Source organism: Cellulomonas wangleii, assembly GCF_018388445.1.
Taxonomy (GTDB): Bacteria; Actinomycetota; Actinomycetes; order Actinomycetales; family Cellulomonadaceae; genus Cellulomonas; species Cellulomonas wangleii.
The window spans coordinates 2,082,922-2,103,545 of record NZ_CP074405.1; the positions used below are offsets into that span (position 1 = coordinate 2,082,922).

Sequence of the window (20,624 nt, forward strand, 5' to 3'; positions counted from 1 at the left end):
GTCGCATCCCCTCTCGTAGGGCGGTCCGCCGGTCAGCCGGCAGCCACCTCCCGTCTCGTGCACATTGCGTGCGCCGCCCCTGGCGGTGCGTGGTCTGGTTCGGGGTGAGCGACGTCCGGGTCGTCTGACGACGCCCGGCTCTCCCCCACTGCCACCGAACGGTGATCCATGAGCACCCCCCTGCCCTCTGCCATGCCCACGACCTCCGAGGCCGACACGAGCACGTTCGCCGAGCTCGGCCTCGCCCCGCAGATCCTCAGCGCCGTGACCCGCCTCGGGTTCACCGCGCCGACCCCGGTGCAGGCCCGCACCATCCCCGCCCTGCTGTCCGGCCGCGACGTCGTGGGCGTGGCCCAGACCGGCACCGGCAAGACCGCCGCGTTCGGCCTGCCGCTCCTGCAGGCGGTCGACCCCGAGCTCGCCGCGGTGCAGGTGGTCGTGCTGACCCCCACCCGCGAGCTCGCCATGCAGGTCGCCGACGCGCTGACCTCGTTCGCCGCCGACATGCCGGGCCTGCAGGTCGTGCCCGTGTACGGCGGGGCACCGTTCGTCCCGCAGCAGCGGGCCCTTGCCCGCGGTGCCCAGGTCGTCGTCGGCACCCCGGGTCGCGTCATCGACCACATCGAGCGCCGGACCCTTCGCCTCGAGGACGTGCGCTTCCTCGTGCTCGACGAGGCCGACGAGATGCTCCGCATGGGCTTCGCGGAGGACGTCGACAAGGTCCTGTCCGGCACGCCGGCCGGACGGCAGGTCGCCCTGTTCTCGGCGACGATGCCGACGCCGATCCGCCGGGTCGCGGACAAGCACCTCAAGGACCCCGTCTCGGTGTCCGTGACGCGGCAGTCGTCCACGGTCGACGCGGTGAAGCAGTCCTTCGCGGTCGTGCCCTACCGTCACAAGGCCGGTGCGCTGGCCCGCGTGCTCGCGGTCAGCGACGCCGACGCCGCCATCGTCTTCGTGCGCACCCGCGAGGCCGCCGAGGAGATGGGCAACGCGCTCCTGCAGCGCGGGATCGCCGCCGCGCACATCTCCGGGGACGTCGCCCAGTCGGACCGTGAGCGGATCGTCGAGCGTCTGCGCTCCGGCGCGCTCGACGTCCTCGTGGCCACCGACGTCGCCGCCCGCGGGCTCGACGTGGAGCGCATCGGTCTGGTCGTGAACCTCGACCTGCCCCGCGAGGCGGAGTCCTACGTGCACCGCATCGGCCGCACCGGCCGCGCCGGCCGCACCGGTGAGGCGCTGACGTTCATCACCCCTGCCGAGCGGTCCCGCCTGCGGCAGATCGAGCGGACCATCCGCGTCACCCTCACCGAGATCGCCATCCCGACGCCGGCGGAGGTCAGCGCGCACCGTGCGACCGCGATGCTGGCTCGGACCGCCGAGCGCCTCGCCGCCGGTCGCCTGGAGGTCGTGCGCCAGGCCGTCGTGGAGCACCTCGCCGCGAACCCCGACCTCGACCCGGTCGACGTGCTGACCGCGGTCACCGCGCTGGCCGTCGGCGACACCGGGCCCGGTGCTGCGTCCGAGGTCGAGGACCTCGACGACGCGATGCGCCGCGCCCGCGAGGCCCGCACCGACGAGGTGCGTGGCGGGCACGGGGCCGGCCCGCGTCGGCGTCCCGGGACCACCGGGCCCAGCGGGCGCCCCCGCTACCGCGTCTCGATCGGCGAGCGCGACGGCCTGCAGCCGGGCGCCCTGGTCGGCGCGCTGACCGGCGAGGGTGGCCTCACCGGCAAGGACGTCGGCAAGATCGACATCTTCGGCAGCTTCGCGCTCGTCGACATCCCGGACGGGCTGAGCGCCGACGTCGTCGACCGCCTCGGCCGCACGCGGGTCGCCGGACGCCCGCTGCGGATCCGCCTCGACACCGGGCCGCAGGCGTCGCGCGGCCCGTCGCGCGGCGAGCGGACGCACCGCACGCACGCCTGACCCGACCGCCGGCGCACGCCGGCACAAGGTCGTCCGGACGGGGCGTCACCGTGAGGTGACGCCCCGTCCGTCGTCCGTGGTGCGGTGGCCGTGCGGCGGCGTCAGCGGACGGCGGTGTTCCGCGGGTCGCTGCGCGCCTGCCCGCGCAGCAGGACGATGTCGGCCTCGCGCAGCACCTCGGTGACGTCCCGCATGCCGCGCACCGACCCGATGACCCCGATGGCGATGCGCGGGCCGATCTCCCGCCGCAGCCGCTCGAGCAGCTCGGTGAGCCGGTCCGGCATCCCGCCGGCGCCGACGTCGTCGACCAGGATCGCGAAGTCGTCCTCCCCCGTGCGTGCCGTCGTGTCGCCCTCCCGCAGGGGACGGCGCAGCTGACGCACCACCTCGCGGTGGACGTCCGGGGCGTGGTCCTCGTCGCGCTGGACCGCGCCGCCGTCCACGACGCGGACGAACGCCACGGCACAGTCGTACGCGGCCGACCGCCGGCACCGCAGCAGCGCGGCCCCCAGCCGGTCGAGGAACAGCAGCCGGTTCACCAGGCCCGTCTCCGGGTCGTGCAGGGCGTCGCGCTGCAGGGCGATCTCGGCCTCCTTGCGCTCGGTCACGTCGACCAGCGTCCCGACGAGCCGCGACGGGCACCCCGCGTCGTCGAGGACGGTCACCGCGCGGCACATCATCCAGCGGTAGTCCCCCGACTGCGTCCGCACCCGGTGCTCGAGCTCCAGGGGCGTCCCGCACCCGGCGAGCTGCGCGGCGATCGCGGCGGACAGCTCGTCGCGGTCGGCGGGGTGCACGCGCTCGAGCCACTCCGACGGCTGGTCCCCGATGACGTCCTCGGCGTACCCGAGCGTCTGCTTCCACCGCGGCGAGTAGTACACCGCGCCCGCCGAGACGTCCCAGTCCCAGGTCCCGTCGTGCGCGGCCATGGACGCCAGCGCGTACCGCTCCTCGCTCTCGCGGACCGTGTCGGCCAGCGCCCGCTCGCGGGCGGCCGCCTGCTCCAGCGCCTTGCGCTGCTCGCGCAGCGATCCCAGCAGCCGCTCCTGGTCGAGGGCGACGGCGAGCAGCGCGGCCCAGTGGTTGAACCGGTCCCGCGGCTGCGTCGCCCGCGTCTCGACCGTCCCGTCGATCGCGAGCAGGCCCCAGTCGCTGCCGCCGAACGTGACCGGCACGACGAACGTCAGCTCGTTGGACCCCACGGTGCCCGCCCGCGTCAGCGCGGGGGGCGGGAACTGGCTCGCGGTGGTTCGCACCCCGACGAGCCGCGAGAGCGTCCCGCTGGTGTCGTGCACACCGACGATCTCCATCTCCCGGTCCCCGGGGCCGCGGTCCGTGCCGACCCACAGGCCCAGGCACGCGTGACCGCGCACCCCGCGCGGCAGCCACCCCAGCGCACGCGGGCTGGCGCCGTCGCCCCGCAGCAGGTCCATGTCGACCTCGTACTGGTCGACGATCGTGCGCTCGAGCTGACCGCTGCGGGCCAGCATCGCGCGGGTGCACCCCTTGGTCACCGCGAGCAGCACGTCGGTGACCGCGCGGCGCACCGCCGGCTCGTGCCCGGCGCGGGCCTCGTCGAGCGACTCGACGCGACGCCGCTCCACCGTGCGCAGCACCGCCACCATCTGCTCGAGCGCCTCGGGGTGCGGCTGCAGCGCCGCGGTGAGGTCCGACAGGCGACCGAGCGCGGCCGGCGCCGGTGAGACGCCACGCTCGGCGGCGACCTCGACGGGCTCCTCCACGGCACGCCACCACGTCTCGCGGGCGTCGGGGCCGGTGCGCCGCGACACGGCCGAGCCGGCCGGGCCGGCGAACGCGGAGTCGGCCAGCCGGCGCAGCAGCTCGGACCCGGTGACGTCCCCGCCCTCCTGCCCGGGCGAGGTGACCTCGGTGCACCCGCAGGACTCACGCACCACCAGGGACGACGGCACCCGGTGCTCCCCCGGCACCACGTCGTCGCCGCGCATGCGCGCCAGCAGCAGCCCGACGGCGTGCTCCCCGACGCGCCCGAAGTGCGCGTCCACGGTCGACAGCCGCGGGCTCACCCGCGCACCGGAGTCGGCGTGGTCGAACGCGACGACCGCCTGGTCACGCGGCAGCACGAGCCCGTGCGAGCGCAGCGCGCGCTGGAACCCGACGGCGTTGCGGTCGGTCGCGGCGATGACGGCGGTGGTGGGTGTCCCGGCCTGCAGCATCCGGGCGGCCGCGTCGACGCCGCCCTGCTCCTGGTTGTCCGACGCCTCGTACCACCAGGAGTCGTCGGAGTCGATGCCGTGCTCGGCCAGCGTCGTCCGGTAGGCCGCGAAGCGCTCGCGCATGTCGCGCTGCCCCAGGTTCCCGAGGAACCCGATGGCCGTGTGCCCGTGCCAGATCAGGTGCTCGACGGCCGCGCGGACGCCACCGACGTTGTCGGGCACGACCACCGGGTCGTCGGGGTGCGCAGGGTCCTCGCTGATGAGGACCACCGGGACGCCCCACTCGCGCACGGCCGCGAGCCGCTCCGGGCTCAGCGCCTTGCCGATGACGACGAGCCCGTCGACCGCACCCAGCGCCACCGGGGTGTCGAGCACCGACTCCTCGGGGTAGCGCTCGCGGTCGAGGCCCGCGGGGTAGGTCTGGACGGCCACCACGCGGTGCCCCACGCCCCGTGCAGCCCGGGCGACGCCGGCGATCAGTGCGCCGAAGTAGAACCCTCCGACGACCGGCGACAGGACTCCGATCGTCCGACGCACCGTGGCGGGAACCCCGCGTCGGACCGTCACCATCTGCCACACCTCGCCCACACCGTCGGAGTCGAGCTGATGCTTTTGACCCACATCGGGCGCAACACTAGGTGATCGTGGTCACTCCTGCACATGACACCGGCAAAGATGCTGTCTCTCCGACGACCGGGGCACAGCCCGTTCTCGGCGGCCCTGGCGCCCGCCGACCGACGATCACCGACGTCGCCAAGGCCGCGGGGGTGTCCATCGCCGTCGTGTCGTACGCGCTGAACGGACGCCCCGGTGTCTCGGCCGCCACACGAGAACGGGTGCTGCGCGTCGCCGACGAGTTCGGCTGGCGCCCGAGCGCGGCCGCGCGGTCCATGCGCAGCGGGCCGCGGGCGGTCGGGCTCGTGGTCGACCGGGGCCTCACCGGCGCGGTGGGCTACGGCGCGCACGTCCTGGAGTTCGTCGTCGCGCTGCAGGACGTCCTCGCCACGCGTGGGCTGGCCCTGGTCCTCCAGGTGGTCGACGACCTGCCGGCGGCGGTGGCGCTGTACGGCGAGTGGTGGGCCGAGCGCCGGTTCGACGTCATGGTCGTGACGGACGTGCGGACCGAGGACCCCCGGCTGGACGCGCTGCGCCGGCTGCGGATCCCCGCCGTGGTGGTCGGCGCGGGCGACGTCCCGGGCGAGGTGGCGAACGTCCGCGTCGAGGAGGAGCAGGCGGCCGAGCGGGTGGGTCGCTACCTCATCGAGCTCGGCCACCGCCACGTCGGCGCCGTGACCGGCCCGGCGTCGTTGCACCGCACGCGCTCGCGGGTCGCGGGCCTCGAGCGCGCGCTGGACGCGGGCGGCGGCGTGCTCACGCACGAGCCGACGGGCGGCTCCCCCGAGGAGGCGGCGGCCTCCTGCCGGCGCCTGCTGACCGGGGACCGGCCGCCGTCCGCGGTGGTCTTCGACACCGACCACATGGCGGTGGCGGCGCTCGACGTGGCGCGCCGCACGGGGCTGGCGGTGCCGTGGGACGTCTCGGTCGTCGCGCTGTCGGACTCCGCGCTGTGCCGGCTGGCGACGCCGTCGATCACGTCGCTGCCGTCCGTCCAGGCGGAGCTCGGCACGGCGGTCGGCGAGGCCGTCCTCACGGTCCTCGACGCCCAGGGTGCGCCGGTGCGCCTGATCGAGGTCGGCGGTCTGGCCGTGCGAGGCAGCACCGGGCCGCGGTCCCGCTGACCGCGCCGCCCGGTGTCGGGCCCGCCCGGTACCGGCGCCGCGGGATGTGCACGTTCACCTGGCGCCTGACCTGCGCTTACGCCCGTCTGCGAACCCGCCCAGCAAGGTCACGATCTGGTAACGGCGACTTCCCTAAACGATTTGCACCCCTACGACCCGTGCCGTCCGCGTGATGGATTCCCCACAGTCGTCGTGGACTGCGTCCGCGGCGGTTCGCACCCGTCGCCGCCGAGGGCCGGGTGCTCCCGACCACCCCCCGGAGGACCCGCGTGTCCACACACGGCAATCGAACGGAACGAGGGCGCTGGCGCGCCGTCGCGACCGTCGCGACGGCAACGGCGCTCGTCGCGGTGCCCCTGACGCTCAGCAGCACGATGGCGACCGCCGCCGAGGCCCACGTCGACAACCCCTACGCCGGCGCCAAGCAGTACGTGAACCCCACGTGGGCAGCGACGGTTGAGAGCGCTGCCACACGTGCCGGCGACCCGACGCTCGCGGCCCAGATGCGCACCGTCGCCAAGCAGCCGACCGCCGTCTGGATGGACCGCATCAGCGCCATCAACGGCAACGCCGACGGCAACGGCCTGAAGTTCCACCTCGACGAGGCCGTCAAGCAGAAGACCGGCAGCACTCCCCTGGTCTTCAACCTCGTCATCTACAACCTGCCCGGCCGTGACTGCTTCGCGCTGGCGTCGAACGGCGAGCTGCCGGCCAGCGACGCGGGGCTCGCGCGCTACAAGACCGAGTACATCGACCCCATCGTCGACCTGCTCTCGGACTCCAAGTACGCGGACATCCGGATCGCCGCGACGATCGAGCCCGACTCGCTGCCGAACCTCGTCACGAACATGTCCGAGGCCACCTGCCAGGCCTCGGCGCCGTACTACCGCGAGGGCGTCAAGTACGCGCTGGACGAGCTGAAGACGCTCGACAACGTCTACACGTACCTCGATGCCGCCCACTCGGGCTGGCTCGGCTGGGACTCGAACTCGGGCCCGACCGCCAAGCTCTTCGCCGAGGTCGCCAAGTCCACCAAGAAGGGCTTCGCGTCCATCGACGGCTTCGTGACGAACACGGCCAACAGCACGCCGCTGGCCGAGCCGTTCCTCCCGGACCCGACGCTGAACGTCGGCGGCAACCCGGTCCGCTCCTCGAAGTTCTACGAGTGGAACTCCGACTTCGGTGAGCACGCGTGGACGGCGCAGCTGCACCGTCTGCTCGTGGCCGAGGGCTTCCCGTCCTCGACCGGCATGCTCATCGACACGTCCCGCAACGGCTGGGGCGGCCCGGACCGTCCCACGAAGGTCTCGACGAGCACGAACCTCGAGACGTACGTGAACGAGTCGCGCATCGACCGCCGCACCCACCGCGGCGCCTGGTGCAACCCGCTCGGTGCCGGCATCGGGGAGCTGCCCGTGGCCACGCCCTCCAGCGCACCGGCCGCCGCCCACCTCGACGCGTACGTCTGGATCAAGCCCCCGGGCGAGTCCGACGGTGCGTCGAAGGAGATCCCGAACGACCAGGGCAAGAGCTTCGACCGCATGTGCGACCCGACCTACGTCGCGTCCAAGCTGGCGAACAACCTGACCGGCGCCACGCCGGACGCCCCGCTGGCCGGCCAGTGGTTCGAGGCCCAGTTCACGACACTCGTCAAGAACGCCTACCCGGTCATCCCGACGAGCGGCGCCACCCCCGGCCCGACCCCGTCGGTCACGCCCAGCCCGTCGGTCACCACGCCGCCGCCGCCGGTCACGCCCAGCCCGTCGGTCACCACGCCGCCGCCGCCGGTCACGCCCAGCCCGTCGGTCACCACGCCGCCGCCGCCGGTCACGCCGTCGCCGACCGCGAACCCGGCCGGCGCCTGCTCCGTGACCTACACGGCCAACAGTTGGAACAACGGCTTCACGGCCTCGGTGAAGGTCACCAACCGGTCCTCGTCCGCACTCAGCGGCTGGAACCTGAAGTTCACCTTCGCCAACGGCCAGCAGGTCCAGCAGGGCTGGAGCGCGACCTGGTCGCAGTCCGGCTCGACCGTGACGGCCACCAACGCGGCCTGGAACGGCACGCTGGCCGCCGGCGGCTCGGTGGACATCGGCTTCAACGGCTCGCACTCCGGCACGAACACCGCGCCGACCGCGTTCACGCTGAACGGCGCCACCTGCACGATCGGCTGACCGATCGGCTGACGAGCCGGGCGCGCACGCGCCCGACATGACGAAGGGGCCCTCCCGGACCAGTCCGGGAGGGCCCCTTCGGCGGCGAGGGGCCACCGCCCCCGCACTCCCGCACCGCTCCCCTCGCGCACTCCCCAGGAGAACCGTGTCCACCTCCCGCGTGCGCCGCCTGCGCACCGCGCTCGGCAGCCTCGTCGCCGCCGGCGCCCTCACCCTCCCGCTCGCCCTGTCCGCGGCACCGGCGCAGGCGGCACCGACCGCCGACTGGCTGCACGTGCAGGGCAACACGATCGTCGACGCCTCCGGCAAGGAGGTGTGGCTCACCGGCGTCAACTGGTTCGGGTTCAACGCCACCGAACGCGTCTTCCACGGACTGTGGTCGGCGAACATGCGGACCCTGACGCGCGACATCGCAGCCCGGGGCCTCAACGTCGTCCGTGTGCCCATCTCCACCCAGCTGCTGCTGGAGTGGAAGGCCGGCACCTTCACCAAGCCGAACGTCAACGAGTTCGCCAACCCGGAGCTCGCCGGCCTCAACAGCCTGCAGGTCTTCGAGAAGTGGCTCGACATGTGCGAGGAGTACGGCATCAAGGTCTTCCTCGACGTGCACAGCGCCGAGGCCGACAACTCCGGGCACGTCTACCCCACGTGGTGGAAGGGCGACATCACCACCGAGAAGGTGTACGAGGGCTGGGAGTGGGCCGCGACCCGCTGGAACAACGACGACACGATCATCGGTGCGGACATCAAGAACGAGCCGCACGGCACCCAGGGCGACACCGAGCGCGCCAAGTGGGACGGCTCGACCGACAAGGACAACTTCAAGCACTTCGCCGAGACCGCGTCGCGCAAGGTGCTCGCGATCAACCCGAACTGGCTGGTCTTCGTCGAGGGGATCGAGATCTACCCCAAGCCCGGGGTGTCCTGGACCTCGAAGGGCCTGACGGACTACTACGGCACGTGGTGGGGCGGCAACCTGCGCGGCGTGCGCGACTTCCCCATCGACCTGGGCGCGAACCAGGACCAGCTCGTGTACTCCCCGCACGACTACGGACCGCTCGTGTACGAGCAGCCGTGGTTCACGGGCGACTTCGACCGTGCCAGCCTCGAGCGCGACGTGTGGGACCCCAACTGGCTGTACCTGCACAAGGAGGACATCGCGCCGCTGCTCATCGGCGAGTGGGGTGGCTTCATGGACGGCGGGAAGAACGAGAAGTGGATGCTCGCGCTGCGTGACCTCATCGTGGACCGGCGCCTGAGCCACACCTTCTGGGTGCTGAACCCGAACTCCGGGGACACCGGGGGCCTGCTCGGGTACGACTGGGAGACCTGGGACGAGGAGAAGTACGCGCTGCTGGAGCCGGCGCTGTGGCAGCAGGACGGCAAGTTCGTCGGGCTCGACCACGACGTCCCGCTCGGCGGCGCCGGCAGCACGACCGGCATCTCCCTGTCGCAGGCCACCGGGACCGGGTCGACGCCGGTGATCACGCCCACGTCCACGCCGACGGTCAGCCCCACGCCGACCCCGACGGTCAGCCCGACGCCGACCCCGAGCGTCACGCCGACGCCGTCCGCGTCGGTCACCCCCGGTCCGTCGGCCACCCCCGGTCCGTCGGCCACCCCGACGACCCAGCCGACCGGGGCGTGCACGGTGACCTACAGCGCGAGCTCGTGGAGCACGGGCCTGTCGGGCGCCGTGCGGCTGACCAGCACCGGCAGCACCCTGTCGGGGTGGACGCTGACCTTCACCGCCCCGGCGGGCGTGACCGTCACGCAGGGCTGGGGCGGCACCTGGTCGCAGTCGGGCACCACGGTCACGGTGACCAACGCCGCCTGGAACGGCGCGCTCGCAGCCGGTGGGACGGCGGAGATCGGCTTCAACGCCTCGCACGGCGGCACCCCCGGCACGCCGACGGGCTTCGCGCTGAACGGTGCCCGGTGCACGGTCGGCTGAGCCTGCCCGGCACGTCGGTGCGTCCCGTGCACCGATGACCCCGGTCGACTGCCGCACCCCGGGTGCGGCAGCCGACCGCGTGTCACGACGCCGCGGTGCCTCCCAGCGCCTCGCCCAGCGCGGCGAGGAGGTCGTCGACGTCCTGCTCCGTGGTGTCGAACGCGCACATGAGGCGCACCGTGCCGTCGGCGACGTCCCAGTCGTAGAACCGCCACGTGCGCCGCAGGGCGGCCGCCACCGGCCGCGGCAGCCGCACGAACACCCCGTTGGCCTCGGTCGGCAGGGTGATGTCCAGCCCGAGCGCGTCGAGCCCGGCGCGCAGGCGGGCCGCCATCGCGTTGGCACGCTGCGCGGAGCGCAGCCACAGGTCGCCCTCGTAGAGCGCGACCAGCTGCGCGGAGACGAACCGCATCTTCGAGGCGAGCTGCATCCCTGCCTTGCGCAGGTACTCCACGCCGTCGACGGCGCCGGGGTCGAGGACGACCACGGCCTCGCCGAGCAGCAGCCCGTTCTTGGTGCCACCGAGGGACAGCACGTCGACACCGCAGTCGGTGGTCAGAGCACGCAGCGGCAGCCCCAGGTGCGCCGCCGCGTTGGCGATCCGGGACCCGTCCACGTGCACCCGCATGCCCAGGGCGTGGGCCTGGTCGCACAGCTCACGCACCGCGTCCGGCGTGTACACGGTGCCCAGCTCGGTGGCCTGCGTGAGGGAGACGACCCCGGGCTGCGCGCGGTGCACGTCGCCGAACCCCCAGGCCTGGCGCGCCACCAGGTCGGGCGTGAGGCGACCGTCCGGCGTCGGCACCGTCAGCAGCTTCAGTCCGCCGACACGCTCGGGCGCGCCGTTCTCGTCGGTGTTGACGTGCGCGGTCTCGGCGCACACCACGGCGCCCCAGCGGGGCAGCATCGCCTGCAGCGCCACCACGTTGGCGCCGGTGCCGTTGAGCACCGGGTAGGCGACGGCCGCGTCGCCGAGGTGCGCGCGCACCACCTCCTGCAGGCGCTCGGTCCACGGGTCGTCCCCGTAGGCGGGCGTGTGCCCGACGTTGGCGGCCGCGACGGCCGCCAGCACCTCGGGGTGCACGCCGGCGTAGTTGTCGGAGGCGAAGTGTCGGGTGCCGGGCGCGTGCGGATCGTTCACGCCCCCAGTGTCCCCGACTCTCCGGACAGTGCCGCGCCCGGGCGTGCACGACCGTCCCCGGACCGGCATGATCCGTGCAGCCCACCCACCAGAGGAGCCCGCATGGCACGCACCGGCAGCGACGCCCGCTCCGCCGACGCCCGAGGCACGGACACCGCGGACGACCGCGGCACCGGGCCGGACGGACGCGACGAGACGTACATCGAGCGGATGGACCGCAACTGGGACGAGCTGCTGCAGGAGCTGCGCGTCACGCAGACCGGTACGCAGATCCTCACGGGGTTCCTGCTGACGCTGCCCTTCCAGTCCCGGTTCGGGGACCTCGACGACTACCAGCGCGACGTCTACCTGGTGCTCGTCGTGCTCGCGGCGCTGGCCACCGTGCTGATCGTCGCGCCGGTCAGCCTGCACCGGCTGCTCTTCCGCCGTCGGCTCAAGCCGCAGCTGGTGGACGCCGCGCACTGGTTCGCCCGGGCCGGGCTGGCGGCGCTCGCACTGGTGCTGTCGGGAGCGACCATGCTGCTGTTCGACGTCGTGCTGTCGCGGACGGCGGGGCGGGTCGTCAGCGGCGGGCTGCTGCTCGTCATCGTGCTCGCCTGGCTGGTGCTGCCCCGGCTCATCGCGCGCCGTGCGGAGCCGAGCACGACCTGACCGCGGGGACGACGACGGCCCCGGACCGCGCCCGATCGGTGCGGTCCGGGGCCGTTCGTCACTCAGTCCTGGACGGCGCGCTTGAGGGCGCTGCCGGCCGTGATCTTCACGCGGTGGCCCGCCGGGATCTCCAGCTTCTCGCCGGTCTGCGGGTTGACGCCCGTGCGCGCGGCACGGTCGGCGCGCGCGATCGCGAGGAAGCCCGGGATGGACACGCCGCCGCCGGCGGCGAGCTGCTCGACGACGACCTCCTGCAGGGCCTTGAGCGCCTTGTCGGTGTCGGCGTTGGTGAGCCCGGCCTTCGCGGCGACGGCCTGGACGAGCTCGGTGCGGTTGACGCTCACGGAGTGTGCTCCTCGGTACTCGGTTCGCTCCCCGGCCGGGTACGGGCCGGGACGGTGCGGCACGTCGAGCGTGCGCACGGCCACCGACCCTAGCCGCGTCACCCGTGCACAGCCCGCCGACGCGGCCGGTATCGGCGCTCAGCGTCGTGCACGCTGCCGCACCTCGTGCGCCGGACGGGTGGTGACGACCCGTTCGGGGCCGATCCCGTGGGCCGCCGCGCGCTCGCAGCCCACCCGCAACCAGTCGAGCTGGCCGGGCGCGTGCGCGTCGGAGTCGATCGTGACGTCGCACCCGGCGTCGACCGCGACCTGCAGCAGCTCGTGCGGCGGGTCCAGCCGGTCCGGGCGGCAGTTGATCTCGACCGCCACGCCGTGCTCGGCGCACGCGTCGAAGACGGCGCGGGCGTCGAAGTCGCTCGGCGGCCGGTGCTTGGCACCCACCTGCCGGCCGGTGCAGTGCCCGAGCACGTCGGTGCGCGGGTCGCGCACCGCGGTGATCATGCGGCGTGTCATCGCCGCCCGGTCCATGCGCAGCTTCGAGTGGACGGACGCCACGACGACGTCGAGCTCGTCGAGCAGGTCGGGGTCCTGGTCGAGCGTGCCGTCCTCGAGGACGTCCACCTCGATGCCGCTGAGCACCTCGAAGGGGGCGACCGCCGGGCGTAGGGCGGCGATCTGGTCCAGCTGGGCGCGCAGCCGCGCGGCGGACAGCCCGTGCGCGACCGTGAGCCGGGGCGAGTGGTCCGTGACGGCCAGGTAGTCGCGTCCGAGCCCGACGGCAGCCAGCACCATCTCCTGCAGGGGGGCCGACCCGTCGCTGGCGTCCGTGTGGGTGTGCAGGTCGCCACGCAGCGCGGCGTGCAGGGCTGCGCCCTCCGGCGAGAGGCCCGCGTCCTGCTCGGCCGCGCGGGCCTCCAGCTCGTCGAGCGCTGGCACGGCACGTCCGGCCATCGCCCGTGACACCACCCCGGCGGTGCTGCTGCCGACGGCGGGCAGGTCCGTGAGGGACCCGGCCGCGGCGAGGGCCGCCAGGCGCGCCGGGTCCTGCCGCTCCACCGTGCGGGCTGCCGCGCGGTACGCCTCCGACCGGTACCGGCCCGCCTGCTCGCGCTCGAGCAGGAAGGCGATGCGACGCAGCGCCGCGACGGCCCGATCCTGGTCGTCCTGCGCGCTCACGAGGCCTTGCTGCGCGCCCGCCGCCGCGGCGCGGCCTGCTCGTCGGCCCCTTCCTTGGTCGCCGCGGACCGGCGCTTGACGCCCGTGCCGCTCGTCGCCTCGTCACCCTTGCCGCTCGTCGCCGTGCCGCCCTTGCGGCCACGACCCTTCGTGTCCTTGTCCGGGGACGCCTCGCCGGCGGTGTCCTTCGTCGTGCGCGAGCGCGTGCCGGAGGTCGCGCGCGTGCGGGCCGCGGGCTTCTCCTTCTCGGCGGGGGCGTCGTCGGCGTCCTCGCCCCGGGCCGCGCGCGCCTTCTGGACGGAGCGCTGCAGGGCCGCGAGCAGGTCGACGACCTCGCCACCGCCCTCGCTCGACTCCTCCTCGGGCGGGGCAGGCCGGACCTGCGTGTCGCCCGACGACACCTTGGTCGCGATCAGCTGCTCGAGCGCCGCCACGTACGCGTCCTCGTACTGCGAGGGGTCGAAGTCCCCCGCGAGGGACTCCACCAGCGAGGACGCCATCGTCAGCTCCTGCGGGCGCACCGTGACGTCGTCGTCGAGCACCGGGAAGTCGGCCTCCCGCACCTCGTCGGGCCACAGCAGCGTCTGCAGCACGATGACCTTGTCCCGCACCCGCAGCACCGCCATCGACTCCCGCTGCCGGATCGCGACCTTCACCACCGCCACCCGGTCCGTCTCCTCCAGCGCACCGCGCAGCAGCGCGTACGGCTTGGCGGCCGTGCGGTCCGGCTCCAGGTAGTACGTCTTCTGCAGCATGATCGGGTCGACCTGGTCGGCCGGCACGAACTCGAGCACCTCGATCTCGCGCTCGGTGGCCAGGGGCAGCTGCTCGAAGTCCTCGTCCGTGAGGACCACGAGCTCACCGTCCTCCGTCTCGTAGCCCTTCGCGATGTCCGACCACTCCACGGCCTCGCCGTCGACGCTGCAGACCTTGCGGTACCGGATGCGGCCACCGTCCTCGCGGTGCACCTGGTGCAGCCGGACCTCGTGCTCCCCCGTCGCGGCGTAGAGCCGCACCGGCACGTTCACCAGGCCGAAGGCCACGGCGCCCTTCCAGATCGCCCGCACGGCACGTCCTCCCTCGTCGTGACGACAGCACCGCTCCCCCACGGGCCGCCCCACGCGACCGCTGCGCCGTCCACGGGCAGGATGGACCCGTGGAGCCCATGCTCGCCACCCCTGCGCCCGCACCGGCCGCCCTGCCGCACGGGCGCGACTGGGTCTACGAGGTCAAGTGGGACGGCGTCCGTGTCCTGGCGGACGTGCGCGACGGCACCGTGCGGCTGGCCAGCCGCAACGAGCGCGACGTCACCCCGGCGTACCCCGAGCTGCGCGACCTGGCCGACCTGGGCGACGTCCTGCTGGACGGGGAGGTCGTGCTCATGGACGCGGGCCGGCCGTCGTTCCCGGCGCTCGCCGAGCGCATGCACGTGCGCGACGTCCGGCGCGCCGAGGCCCTGGCCGCGGCCCGGCCCGTCACCTACCTCGTGTTCGACGTCCTGCGCCACGACGGCCGCGACCTCGCTCCCCTGCCCCTCACCGCGCGGCGCGCCGTCCTCGAGAGCCTGCCCCTGCCGGAGCACGTCCAGGTCTCCCCCTGGTACGACGACGGGGACGACCTCTGGCAGGTCACCGCCGCCCACGGGCTCGAGGGCGTCGTCGCCAAGCGCACGGGCTCCACCTACCGACCCGGGCGGCGGTCGCCCGACTGGGTGAAGTCCGCGCACCGGCGCACCCGCACGGCACTCGTCGGCGGCTGGCGCCCGGAGTCGACCGGGACGGGACGCCTCGGCGCGGTGCTGCTGGGTGCCCCGGACGCCACCGGCGCCCTGCGCTACCTCTGCCGTGCCGGCTCCGGTCTCGCCGGACCCGCCGCGCGCGCCATGCGCGAGCGGCTCGCCCCCCTCGAACGCGCCACCAGCCCGTTCGCTGACGACGTGCCCGCCGTCGACGCCCGCGGCACGATCTGGTGCGACCCGGTGGTCGTCACCGACATCCTCTACCTGGGTCGCACGCCGACCGGACGCCTCCGCCAGCCGGTCGTCCGCGGGGTGCGGACCGACACCACGGCCGACCCGTGGGAGCAGCCCTGAGAACAGCCCCGAGGACCGAGGAGACGCCGACCGCATGAGCGCAGAGCGCCGCACCGTGGACGTCGGCGGCCGACCCGTCCGCCTGACCCACCTCGACCGGGCCCTCTACCCCGCCACGGGCACCACCAAGGCCGAGGTCATGGACTACCTCGTGCGCGTCGAGGCGGCGATCCTGCGTCAGCTGCGGGACCGGCCCGTCACGCGCATCCGGTGGCCCGAGGGCGTCGGCGGCGAGAAGTTCTTCGAGAAGAACGTCCCCCGCGGCGCCCCGCCCTGGCTGCGCCACCAGCGTCTGCCCGCGTCCCCCGGCACGGACGACGAGGGCACGACCCTCGACCTGCCGTTCATCGACGACCTGGCCGGGCTCATGTGGGCCGCCAACTCCGGCGCGCTCGAGCTGCACACCCCGCAGTGGACCGTGGGACCGCGCGGGGGCCTGCGGGGCGCCGACCGCCTGGTCGTGGACCTCGACCCCGGCCCCGGAGCCGGCCTCGACGAGTGCGCCCGCGTCGCGCACCTCGTGGCCGAGCGGCTGCGCACCCAGGGCCTGTCACGCACGGTGCCCGTCACCTCCGGGTCCAAAGGGCTGCAGCTCTACGCGCCGCTGCCCCGGCCCCGTCCCGCGACCGAGGTGCGCGAGCTCGCGCACGACCTGGCCCACGCGCTCGCGGGCGAGCACCCGGACCTCGTGGTGGCGGTGCAGCGCAAGGACCTGCGCGGTGGGAAGGTTCTCCTGGACTGGTCGCAGAACCACCCGGCCAAGACGACGATCACGCCGTGGTCGCTGCGTGGCCGGGACCGACCCACGGTCGCGGCGCCACGCGACTGGGACGAGATCGGTCCCGGCCTGCGGCAGCTCACGGCCGACGAGGCGGCCGACCGCCTCGCGCGCGACGGCGACCCCTTCGACCCCTGACCAGGACGCACACCCGCCCACCGGCTCCGATGGCGGGGGGTCGCGCGTCCTGGCAGCGTGGACGTCACCCCGGGCCGGACGGGCCCGGTGCGTCTGCGAAGGAGTGCCATGTCCCGCGATCTCCCGAAGTACACCGTCCCGTCGCTGACGCCGGAGGACGGCGCGAGGGTGGCCGCGATCCTGCAGGAACGGCTCCACGCGCTGAACGACCTGGCGCTGACGCTCAAGCACGTCCACTGGAACGTCGTCGGCCCGCACTTCATCGCGGTGCACGAGATGCTCGACCCCCAGGTCGACGCCGTCCGGCTGATGGTCGACGCGACGGCCGAGCGCATCGCGACGCTCGGCGTGGCGCCTGTCGGCACACCGGGCGCCCTGGTCGCCGCGCGCACCTGGGACGACTACGCGATCGGCCGTGCGAGCACGACCGAGCACCTCGGCGCGCTGGACGCGGTGTACGTCGGGGTCATCACGGACCACCGCAGGGCGGCGGCGGACACCGAGGAGCTGGACACCGTCACCAACGACCTGCTGGTCGGGCACCTGAGCGAGCTCGAGCTGTTCCACTGGTTCGTCCGCGCCCACCTCGAGTCCTCCGGTGGTGCCCTGTCGACGGCCGGCGCGTCGACCGAGAAGGGCGCCGCCGCGGCCGCGAAGTCCGCCACGACCTCCGACAGCGCCCAGTGACGCCCCGGCACGCCGCGGCGTCCGCGCCTGCCGCACCCGCCGGTCCGGGTGGCCAGGAGGACGACGGGCTGCGCGCAGGACGCGTGACGCCCCGGCTCGAGAACCCCGACGGCAGCCCGGTCCAGCGGCTGCACGTGGCGGCCCGCTTCGAGGACCGGTTCGACGCCGTGCTCGCCCGCGTGCTGCGGCGGCGCGGCTGGACGGTCCGCGTCGTCGGGTACGCCGGGTACGGCTCCGGCGGCAAGGTGCGGGTGCTCGCCCGCACCCTGCTGGCCTCCCCCACCGTGCGCCAGCGCGACCTGCCGGACGCCGGTGGCGGCGCCCAGACCGGTGAGCGGCCCGCACCGACCGTCCGCGGGTGGCGCTCGTTCTTCACCGCACCCGTGGCCGGCGCGCCGGTCGAGGTCGAGGTGGGGGGCCGCAAGCACCGGCTGACCACGGACCGCGGCGGGTACGTCGACGCCATGGTCGACGCCGACCTCCCGCCCGGCTGGCACGACATCACGCTCACGTCGGTGGACGACGCCCGGACCACGGCGCGCGTCGTGGTGGTGGGCCCGGAGCCGACGGTCGGCATCGTCAGCGACATCGACGACACCGTCATGGTCACGCGCCTGCCGCGTCCCCTGGTCGCCGCGTGGAACGTCTTCGTGCGGCACGAGAACGCGCGCGAGGCCGTCCCCGGCATGTCACGCCTGTACCACGCCCTGCGGGCCGACCACCCCGGGGCCCCTGTCGTGTACCTGTCCACCGGGGCGTGGAACGCGGCACCGGCGATCGGCCGGTTCCTGCGGCGCCACGACTACCCGGCCGGGCCGCTGCTGCTGACGGACTGGGGACCGACCAACACCGGGCTCTTCCGCAGCGGCCCGCGGCACAAGGTGGCCGAGCTGCGCCGCCTGTTCACCGACCTGCCGCAGGTGCGGTGGGTGCTCGTCGGCGACGACGGGCAGCACGACCCGCAGATCTACGCCGGGGCCGTGGAGCACCACCCGGACCGGGTCGAGGCCGTCCTCATCCGCCAGCTGACGCCCGGTGAGCACGTGCTCTCGCACGGCATGCCCGTCGCAACCCCCGAGCAGGAGGAGTCCGAGGAGCGGGCGGACGAGGAACCCGGTCTCGACGTCCTCACGGGCGAGGACGGGGAGCAGCTGCTGCAGCGGGCGCGCGAGGCCGGGCTCGCGCGCTGACCTCCGCCGGGATCGCCGGCGCCTGCCGCCGGCGATCCCGGCGGGGACGCCGGCGGTCGATGCCGGCGCCGGCGCGGACCTCAGAGCCGCTCGGGGTCGTCCCAGTCGTCGCTCGAGGCGATCGCCTCGTCGTCGGGCTCGAGCTCGGCGGCGCGCAGCGAGCGCGGGGCCCGCGCGGGGTCGCCCCCCGTGCGGGCGTCGGCCGCGTCCAGGTCCGCCTGGGTGAGGGGCTGGTCGGCCAGGCCGTGGGCTGCGGGGTCGGACGTCAGGTCGCGCGCGCGGTTCGAGCTCATGCACCGGTTCTACCGCGCGCCGGGCGGGTCGCGCACCCGCTCGGCGCGCGGCGTGCGCGTGTCGGGCGTCCGCGCGGCGTGTCGCCCTCGTCGGGCACGACCGGGGTCGGGGCGTCGCGTCCGACGTCCCCGTGTCGGCCGACAGCGACTGCGCCGCAGGTCAGCGGCGCGCATGTGACGAAAGTCCCACGAGACAAACATCACATGACTTGTGCTGGGAGGTCTCTCGACGTCGACCTAGCATCGCGGCGTGGCACCTGGAGAGCACGAGACCGCGGCCGACGTCGACGTCCTGCTGGTGGGCGGCGGCATCATGAGCGCGACGCTCGCGTCGCTGCTGAGCACGCTGGAGCCCGGCTGGCGCATCGAGGTGCACGAGCGGCTGGACTCCCCCGCGCTCGAGAGCTCGAACGCGTGGAACAACGCGGGCACCGGCCACGCCGCGCTGTGCGAGCTGAACTACACGCCCCAGCGCGCCGACGGCACGGTCGACGTGACCAAGGCCGTCACGATCAACGAGCAGTACGAGCTGTCGCGCGAGCTGTGGCACCACCTGGCCGCCGCGGGCCGGCTGCCCGGCGGCGAGGACGCCGTCACCACGACCCCGCACCTGACGTTCGTCCGCGGGGCGCAGGACGTCGAGTTCCTGCGCCGCCGCTGGGAGGCGCTGCGCGCGCACCGGCTGTTCGCCGACCTGGAGTTCACGACCGACCCGGCCGTCATCGCCCGGTGGGCGCCCCTGCTGATGGCCGACCGGGCGGACGACGAGCCCGTCGCCGCCACGCGCGCCGCCTGGGGCACGGACGTCGACTTCGGGTCGCTGACGCGCGCCATGCTCGCCGACGCGGTCCGGCGCGGGGCCACCCTGCACACGAGCAGCGAGGTCACGCGGCTCAAGCGCCTGCGCGACGGGCGCTGGCGGGTCACCGTGGCGGACCGGCGCTGGAACGGTCGTCCGCCGCGCACGCTCACCGCCCGGTTCGTCTTCGTCGGCGCGGGCGGCGGTGCGCTGCACCTGCTGCAGCGCAGCCGCATCAAGGAGATCCGCGGGTACGCGGGCTTCCCGATCAGCGGGCAGTTCCTGCGGACCACCGCACCGCACGTGGTGGACCAGCACCGCGCGAAGGTCTACGGCAAGGCCGCGATCGGTGCGCCGCCCATGTCGGTCCCGCACCTGGACGCGCGCGTCGTCGACGGGCGCCGCGCGCTGATGTTCGGCCCGTACGCCGGCTGGAGCATGAAGTTCCTCAAGCGCGGCTCCTGGACCGACCTGCTGCGCTCGGTGCGACCCACCAACCTGGTGCCGATGATCGCTGTCGGCCTGCGCAACGTCGACCTGCTCACGTACCTGATCCGCGAGGTCACCGCCGGCGACACCGCGCGGCTGCGCACGCTGCGCGCGTACATGCCGACCGCCGACCCGCGGGACTGGGAGCTGGTGACGGCGGGCCAGCGCGTCCAGGTCATCAAGCGCGGCAAGGGCGGTGGTGTGCTGGAGTTCGGGACCGAGCTCGTGGCGTCGGCCGACGGCTCGATCGCCGGTCTGCTGGGCGCGTCCCCCGGCGCGTCGACCGCGGTGGCGACCATGCTGGACCTGCTCGACCGGTGCTTCCCCGAGCGTGCCGACGCCTGGCGTCCGCAGCTGCAGCAGCTGATGCCCAGCCTGGGCGGCGGCGAGTGGGACGCGGCGATGGAGCGTCAGCTCGTGGACGACGGGACGCTCACGGGCGGACACTGAGTCCGTGCCCGACCACGCCCTTCCCGGCCCCGACGTTCCCGACCTCGGTCGTCCCGCCGACGACCTGACCGACGGCGAGCGGACGACCGACCCGCAGGAGACGCTGCCGGAGCCCGTCAGCGCGCCGATGCGCCACGCCAAGGTGCGGGCGTTCACCGACCACACGACGGTGGGTCAGGTCGTCGTGGACGAGGACGGCGCCGTGACCATCGGGTGCGCCTGCGGCATGACGCTGACGAACGGTCCCGGGTGGTCGCTCGACGAGCACATCCGCCTGCACCGCGCCGAGGCGCGGTTCCTCGCCCTGTCCGCCGTCGCCCCGGCGGGCATCCCCCGCCTGGTGCCGACGCCGGGCAGCACGGACGACTGACCGGCGCACCCTGCGGCCTCGTGCGGACGTCGCGG

The 20,624-nt window shown here is 74.2% G+C and carries 17 protein-coding genes; 11 read left to right on the forward strand and 6 right to left on the reverse strand.

The features are described from left to right. The first annotated feature begins 168 nt into the window (after positions 1 to 168). Positions 169 to 1,929 carry a DEAD/DEAH box helicase gene (locus tag KG103_RS09605; protein WP_207342235.1) on the forward strand — a complete coding sequence of 587 codons (1,761 nt, stop codon included), beginning with the start codon at positions 169 to 171 and terminating at the stop codon, positions 1,927 to 1,929. A gap of 101 nt (positions 1,930 to 2,030) precedes the next feature. Here the strand turns inward: KG103_RS09605 and KG103_RS09610 are convergent, their stop codons facing one another. Further along, positions 2,031 to 4,745 (reverse strand): substrate-binding domain-containing protein, encoded by a 2,715-nt coding sequence (locus KG103_RS09610; RefSeq protein ID WP_249670529.1) that lies wholly within the window; start codon positions 4,743 to 4,745, stop codon positions 2,031 to 2,033. A 23-nt stretch (positions 4,746 to 4,768) separates the two neighbouring features. Here KG103_RS09610 and KG103_RS09615 point away from each other — a divergent pair, with 23 nt between their 5' ends. The 3 genes from KG103_RS09615 to KG103_RS09625 all read left to right on the forward strand — a co-directional run bounded on the left by KG103_RS09615 (position 4,769) and on the right by KG103_RS09625 (position 9,991). Beyond that, entirely contained in the window at positions 4,769 to 5,863 is a 1,095-nt protein-coding gene (locus KG103_RS09615) for a LacI family DNA-binding transcriptional regulator (protein ID WP_207342234.1), read from the forward strand. 269 nt (positions 5,864 to 6,132) lie between these two features. Continuing rightward, positions 6,133 to 8,037 (forward strand): glycoside hydrolase family 6 protein, encoded by a 1,905-nt coding sequence (locus tag KG103_RS09620; protein ID WP_207342233.1) that lies wholly within the window; start codon positions 6,133 to 6,135, stop codon positions 8,035 to 8,037. Between the two features lie 145 nt (positions 8,038 to 8,182). Further along, on the forward strand, positions 8,183 to 9,991 hold the full coding sequence (locus KG103_RS09625; protein WP_207342232.1) for a cellulase family glycosylhydrolase: 1,809 nt from the start codon (positions 8,183 to 8,185) through the stop codon (positions 9,989 to 9,991). An 82-nt stretch (positions 9,992 to 10,073) separates the two neighbouring features. On the opposite strand, the gene KG103_RS09630 is transcribed toward KG103_RS09625, so the two are convergent. Then, entirely contained in the window at positions 10,074 to 11,201 is a 1,128-nt protein-coding gene (locus KG103_RS09630; RefSeq protein WP_207342231.1) for a threonine aldolase family protein, read from the reverse strand. Positions 11,202 to 11,234: 33 nt separating this feature from the next. On the opposite strand from KG103_RS09630, the gene KG103_RS09635 reads away from it, so the two are divergent. Next, positions 11,235 to 11,783, forward strand: coding sequence for a DUF6328 family protein (locus KG103_RS09635; RefSeq protein WP_256439574.1), 549 nt, complete (start codon positions 11,235 to 11,237; stop codon positions 11,781 to 11,783). A gap of 62 nt (positions 11,784 to 11,845) precedes the next feature. Here the strand turns inward: KG103_RS09635 and KG103_RS09640 are convergent, their stop codons facing one another. The 3 genes from KG103_RS09640 to ku all read right to left on the reverse strand — a co-directional run bounded on the left by KG103_RS09640 (position 11,846) and on the right by ku (position 14,370). Then, positions 11,846 to 12,127: an HU family DNA-binding protein gene (locus tag KG103_RS09640; RefSeq protein ID WP_207342230.1), complete on the reverse strand. Its 282-nt coding sequence runs from the start codon at positions 12,125 to 12,127 to the stop codon at positions 11,846 to 11,848. Positions 12,128 to 12,265: 138 nt separating this feature from the next. Beyond that, positions 12,266 to 13,303: a PHP domain-containing protein gene (locus tag KG103_RS09645; RefSeq protein ID WP_207342229.1), complete on the reverse strand. Its 1,038-nt coding sequence runs from the start codon at positions 13,301 to 13,303 to the stop codon at positions 12,266 to 12,268. Then, positions 13,300 to 14,370, reverse strand: coding sequence for a non-homologous end joining protein Ku (ku, locus tag KG103_RS09650; RefSeq protein WP_207342228.1), 1,071 nt, complete (start codon positions 14,368 to 14,370; stop codon positions 13,300 to 13,302). The genes KG103_RS09645 and ku overlap by 4 nt, the downstream gene beginning before the upstream one ends. A gap of 98 nt (positions 14,371 to 14,468) precedes the next feature. Here ku and ligD (KG103_RS09655) point away from each other — a divergent pair, with 98 nt between their 5' ends. The 4 genes from ligD (KG103_RS09655) (at position 14,469) to KG103_RS09670 (ending at position 18,188) form a co-directional block, all read left to right on the forward strand. Then, positions 14,469 to 15,395: a non-homologous end-joining DNA ligase gene (ligD, locus tag KG103_RS09655; protein ID WP_207801546.1), complete on the forward strand. Its 927-nt coding sequence runs from the start codon at positions 14,469 to 14,471 to the stop codon at positions 15,393 to 15,395. A 34-nt stretch (positions 15,396 to 15,429) separates the two neighbouring features. Next, positions 15,430 to 16,311, forward strand: a complete 882-nt coding sequence (ligD, locus tag KG103_RS09660) for a non-homologous end-joining DNA ligase (RefSeq protein ID WP_207342226.1) — start codon at positions 15,430 to 15,432, stop codon at positions 16,309 to 16,311. Positions 16,312 to 16,419: 108 nt separating this feature from the next. Continuing rightward, a complete protein-coding gene (locus KG103_RS09665; RefSeq protein ID WP_207342225.1) occupies positions 16,420 to 16,998 on the forward strand; it encodes a Dps family protein in 579 nt (192 codons plus the stop codon). 83 nt (positions 16,999 to 17,081) lie between these two features. Next, positions 17,082 to 18,188 carry an App1 family protein gene (locus KG103_RS09670; protein ID WP_249670532.1) on the forward strand — a complete coding sequence of 369 codons (1,107 nt, stop codon included), beginning with the start codon at positions 17,082 to 17,084 and terminating at the stop codon, positions 18,186 to 18,188. Positions 18,189 to 18,268: 80 nt separating this feature from the next. On the opposite strand, the gene KG103_RS09675 is transcribed toward KG103_RS09670, so the two are convergent. Next, positions 18,269 to 18,481 carry a hypothetical protein gene (locus tag KG103_RS09675; protein ID WP_207342223.1) on the reverse strand — a complete coding sequence of 71 codons (213 nt, stop codon included), beginning with the start codon at positions 18,479 to 18,481 and terminating at the stop codon, positions 18,269 to 18,271. Between the two features lie 250 nt (positions 18,482 to 18,731). Between KG103_RS09675 and mqo the strand changes: the two genes are divergently transcribed. After that, on the forward strand, positions 18,732 to 20,219 hold the full coding sequence (gene mqo, locus KG103_RS09680) for a malate dehydrogenase (quinone) (protein WP_207342222.1): 1,488 nt from the start codon (positions 18,732 to 18,734) through the stop codon (positions 20,217 to 20,219). A 4-nt stretch (positions 20,220 to 20,223) separates the two neighbouring features. Then, positions 20,224 to 20,589 carry a hypothetical protein gene (locus KG103_RS09685; RefSeq protein WP_249670533.1) on the forward strand — a complete coding sequence of 122 codons (366 nt, stop codon included), beginning with the start codon at positions 20,224 to 20,226 and terminating at the stop codon, positions 20,587 to 20,589. Positions 20,590 to 20,624: the final 35 nt, after the last annotated feature.

Excerpts from the sequence above, each read along its gene's own strand:
- KG103_RS09665 (WP_207342225.1), top strand. The coding sequence starts at position 16,420 with ATGTCCCGCGATCTCCCGAAGTACACCGTCCCGTCGCTGACGCCGGAG.
- KG103_RS09630 (WP_207342231.1), bottom strand. The coding sequence starts at position 11,201 with ATGCCGGTCCGGGGACGGTCGTGCACGCCCGGGCGCGGCACTGTCCGG.
- KG103_RS09635 (WP_256439574.1), top strand. The coding sequence starts at position 11,235 with ATGGCACGCACCGGCAGCGACGCCCGCTCCGCCGACGCCCGAGGCACG.
- ligD (WP_207801546.1), top strand. The coding sequence starts at position 14,469 with ATGCTCGCCACCCCTGCGCCCGCACCGGCCGCCCTGCCGCACGGGCGC.
- KG103_RS09605 (WP_207342235.1), top strand. The coding sequence starts at position 169 with ATGAGCACCCCCCTGCCCTCTGCCATGCCCACGACCTCCGAGGCCGAC.
- KG103_RS09675 (WP_207342223.1), bottom strand. The coding sequence starts at position 18,481 with ATGAGCTCGAACCGCGCGCGCGACCTGACGTCCGACCCCGCAGCCCAC.
- ligD (WP_207342226.1), top strand. The coding sequence starts at position 15,430 with ATGAGCGCAGAGCGCCGCACCGTGGACGTCGGCGGCCGACCCGTCCGC.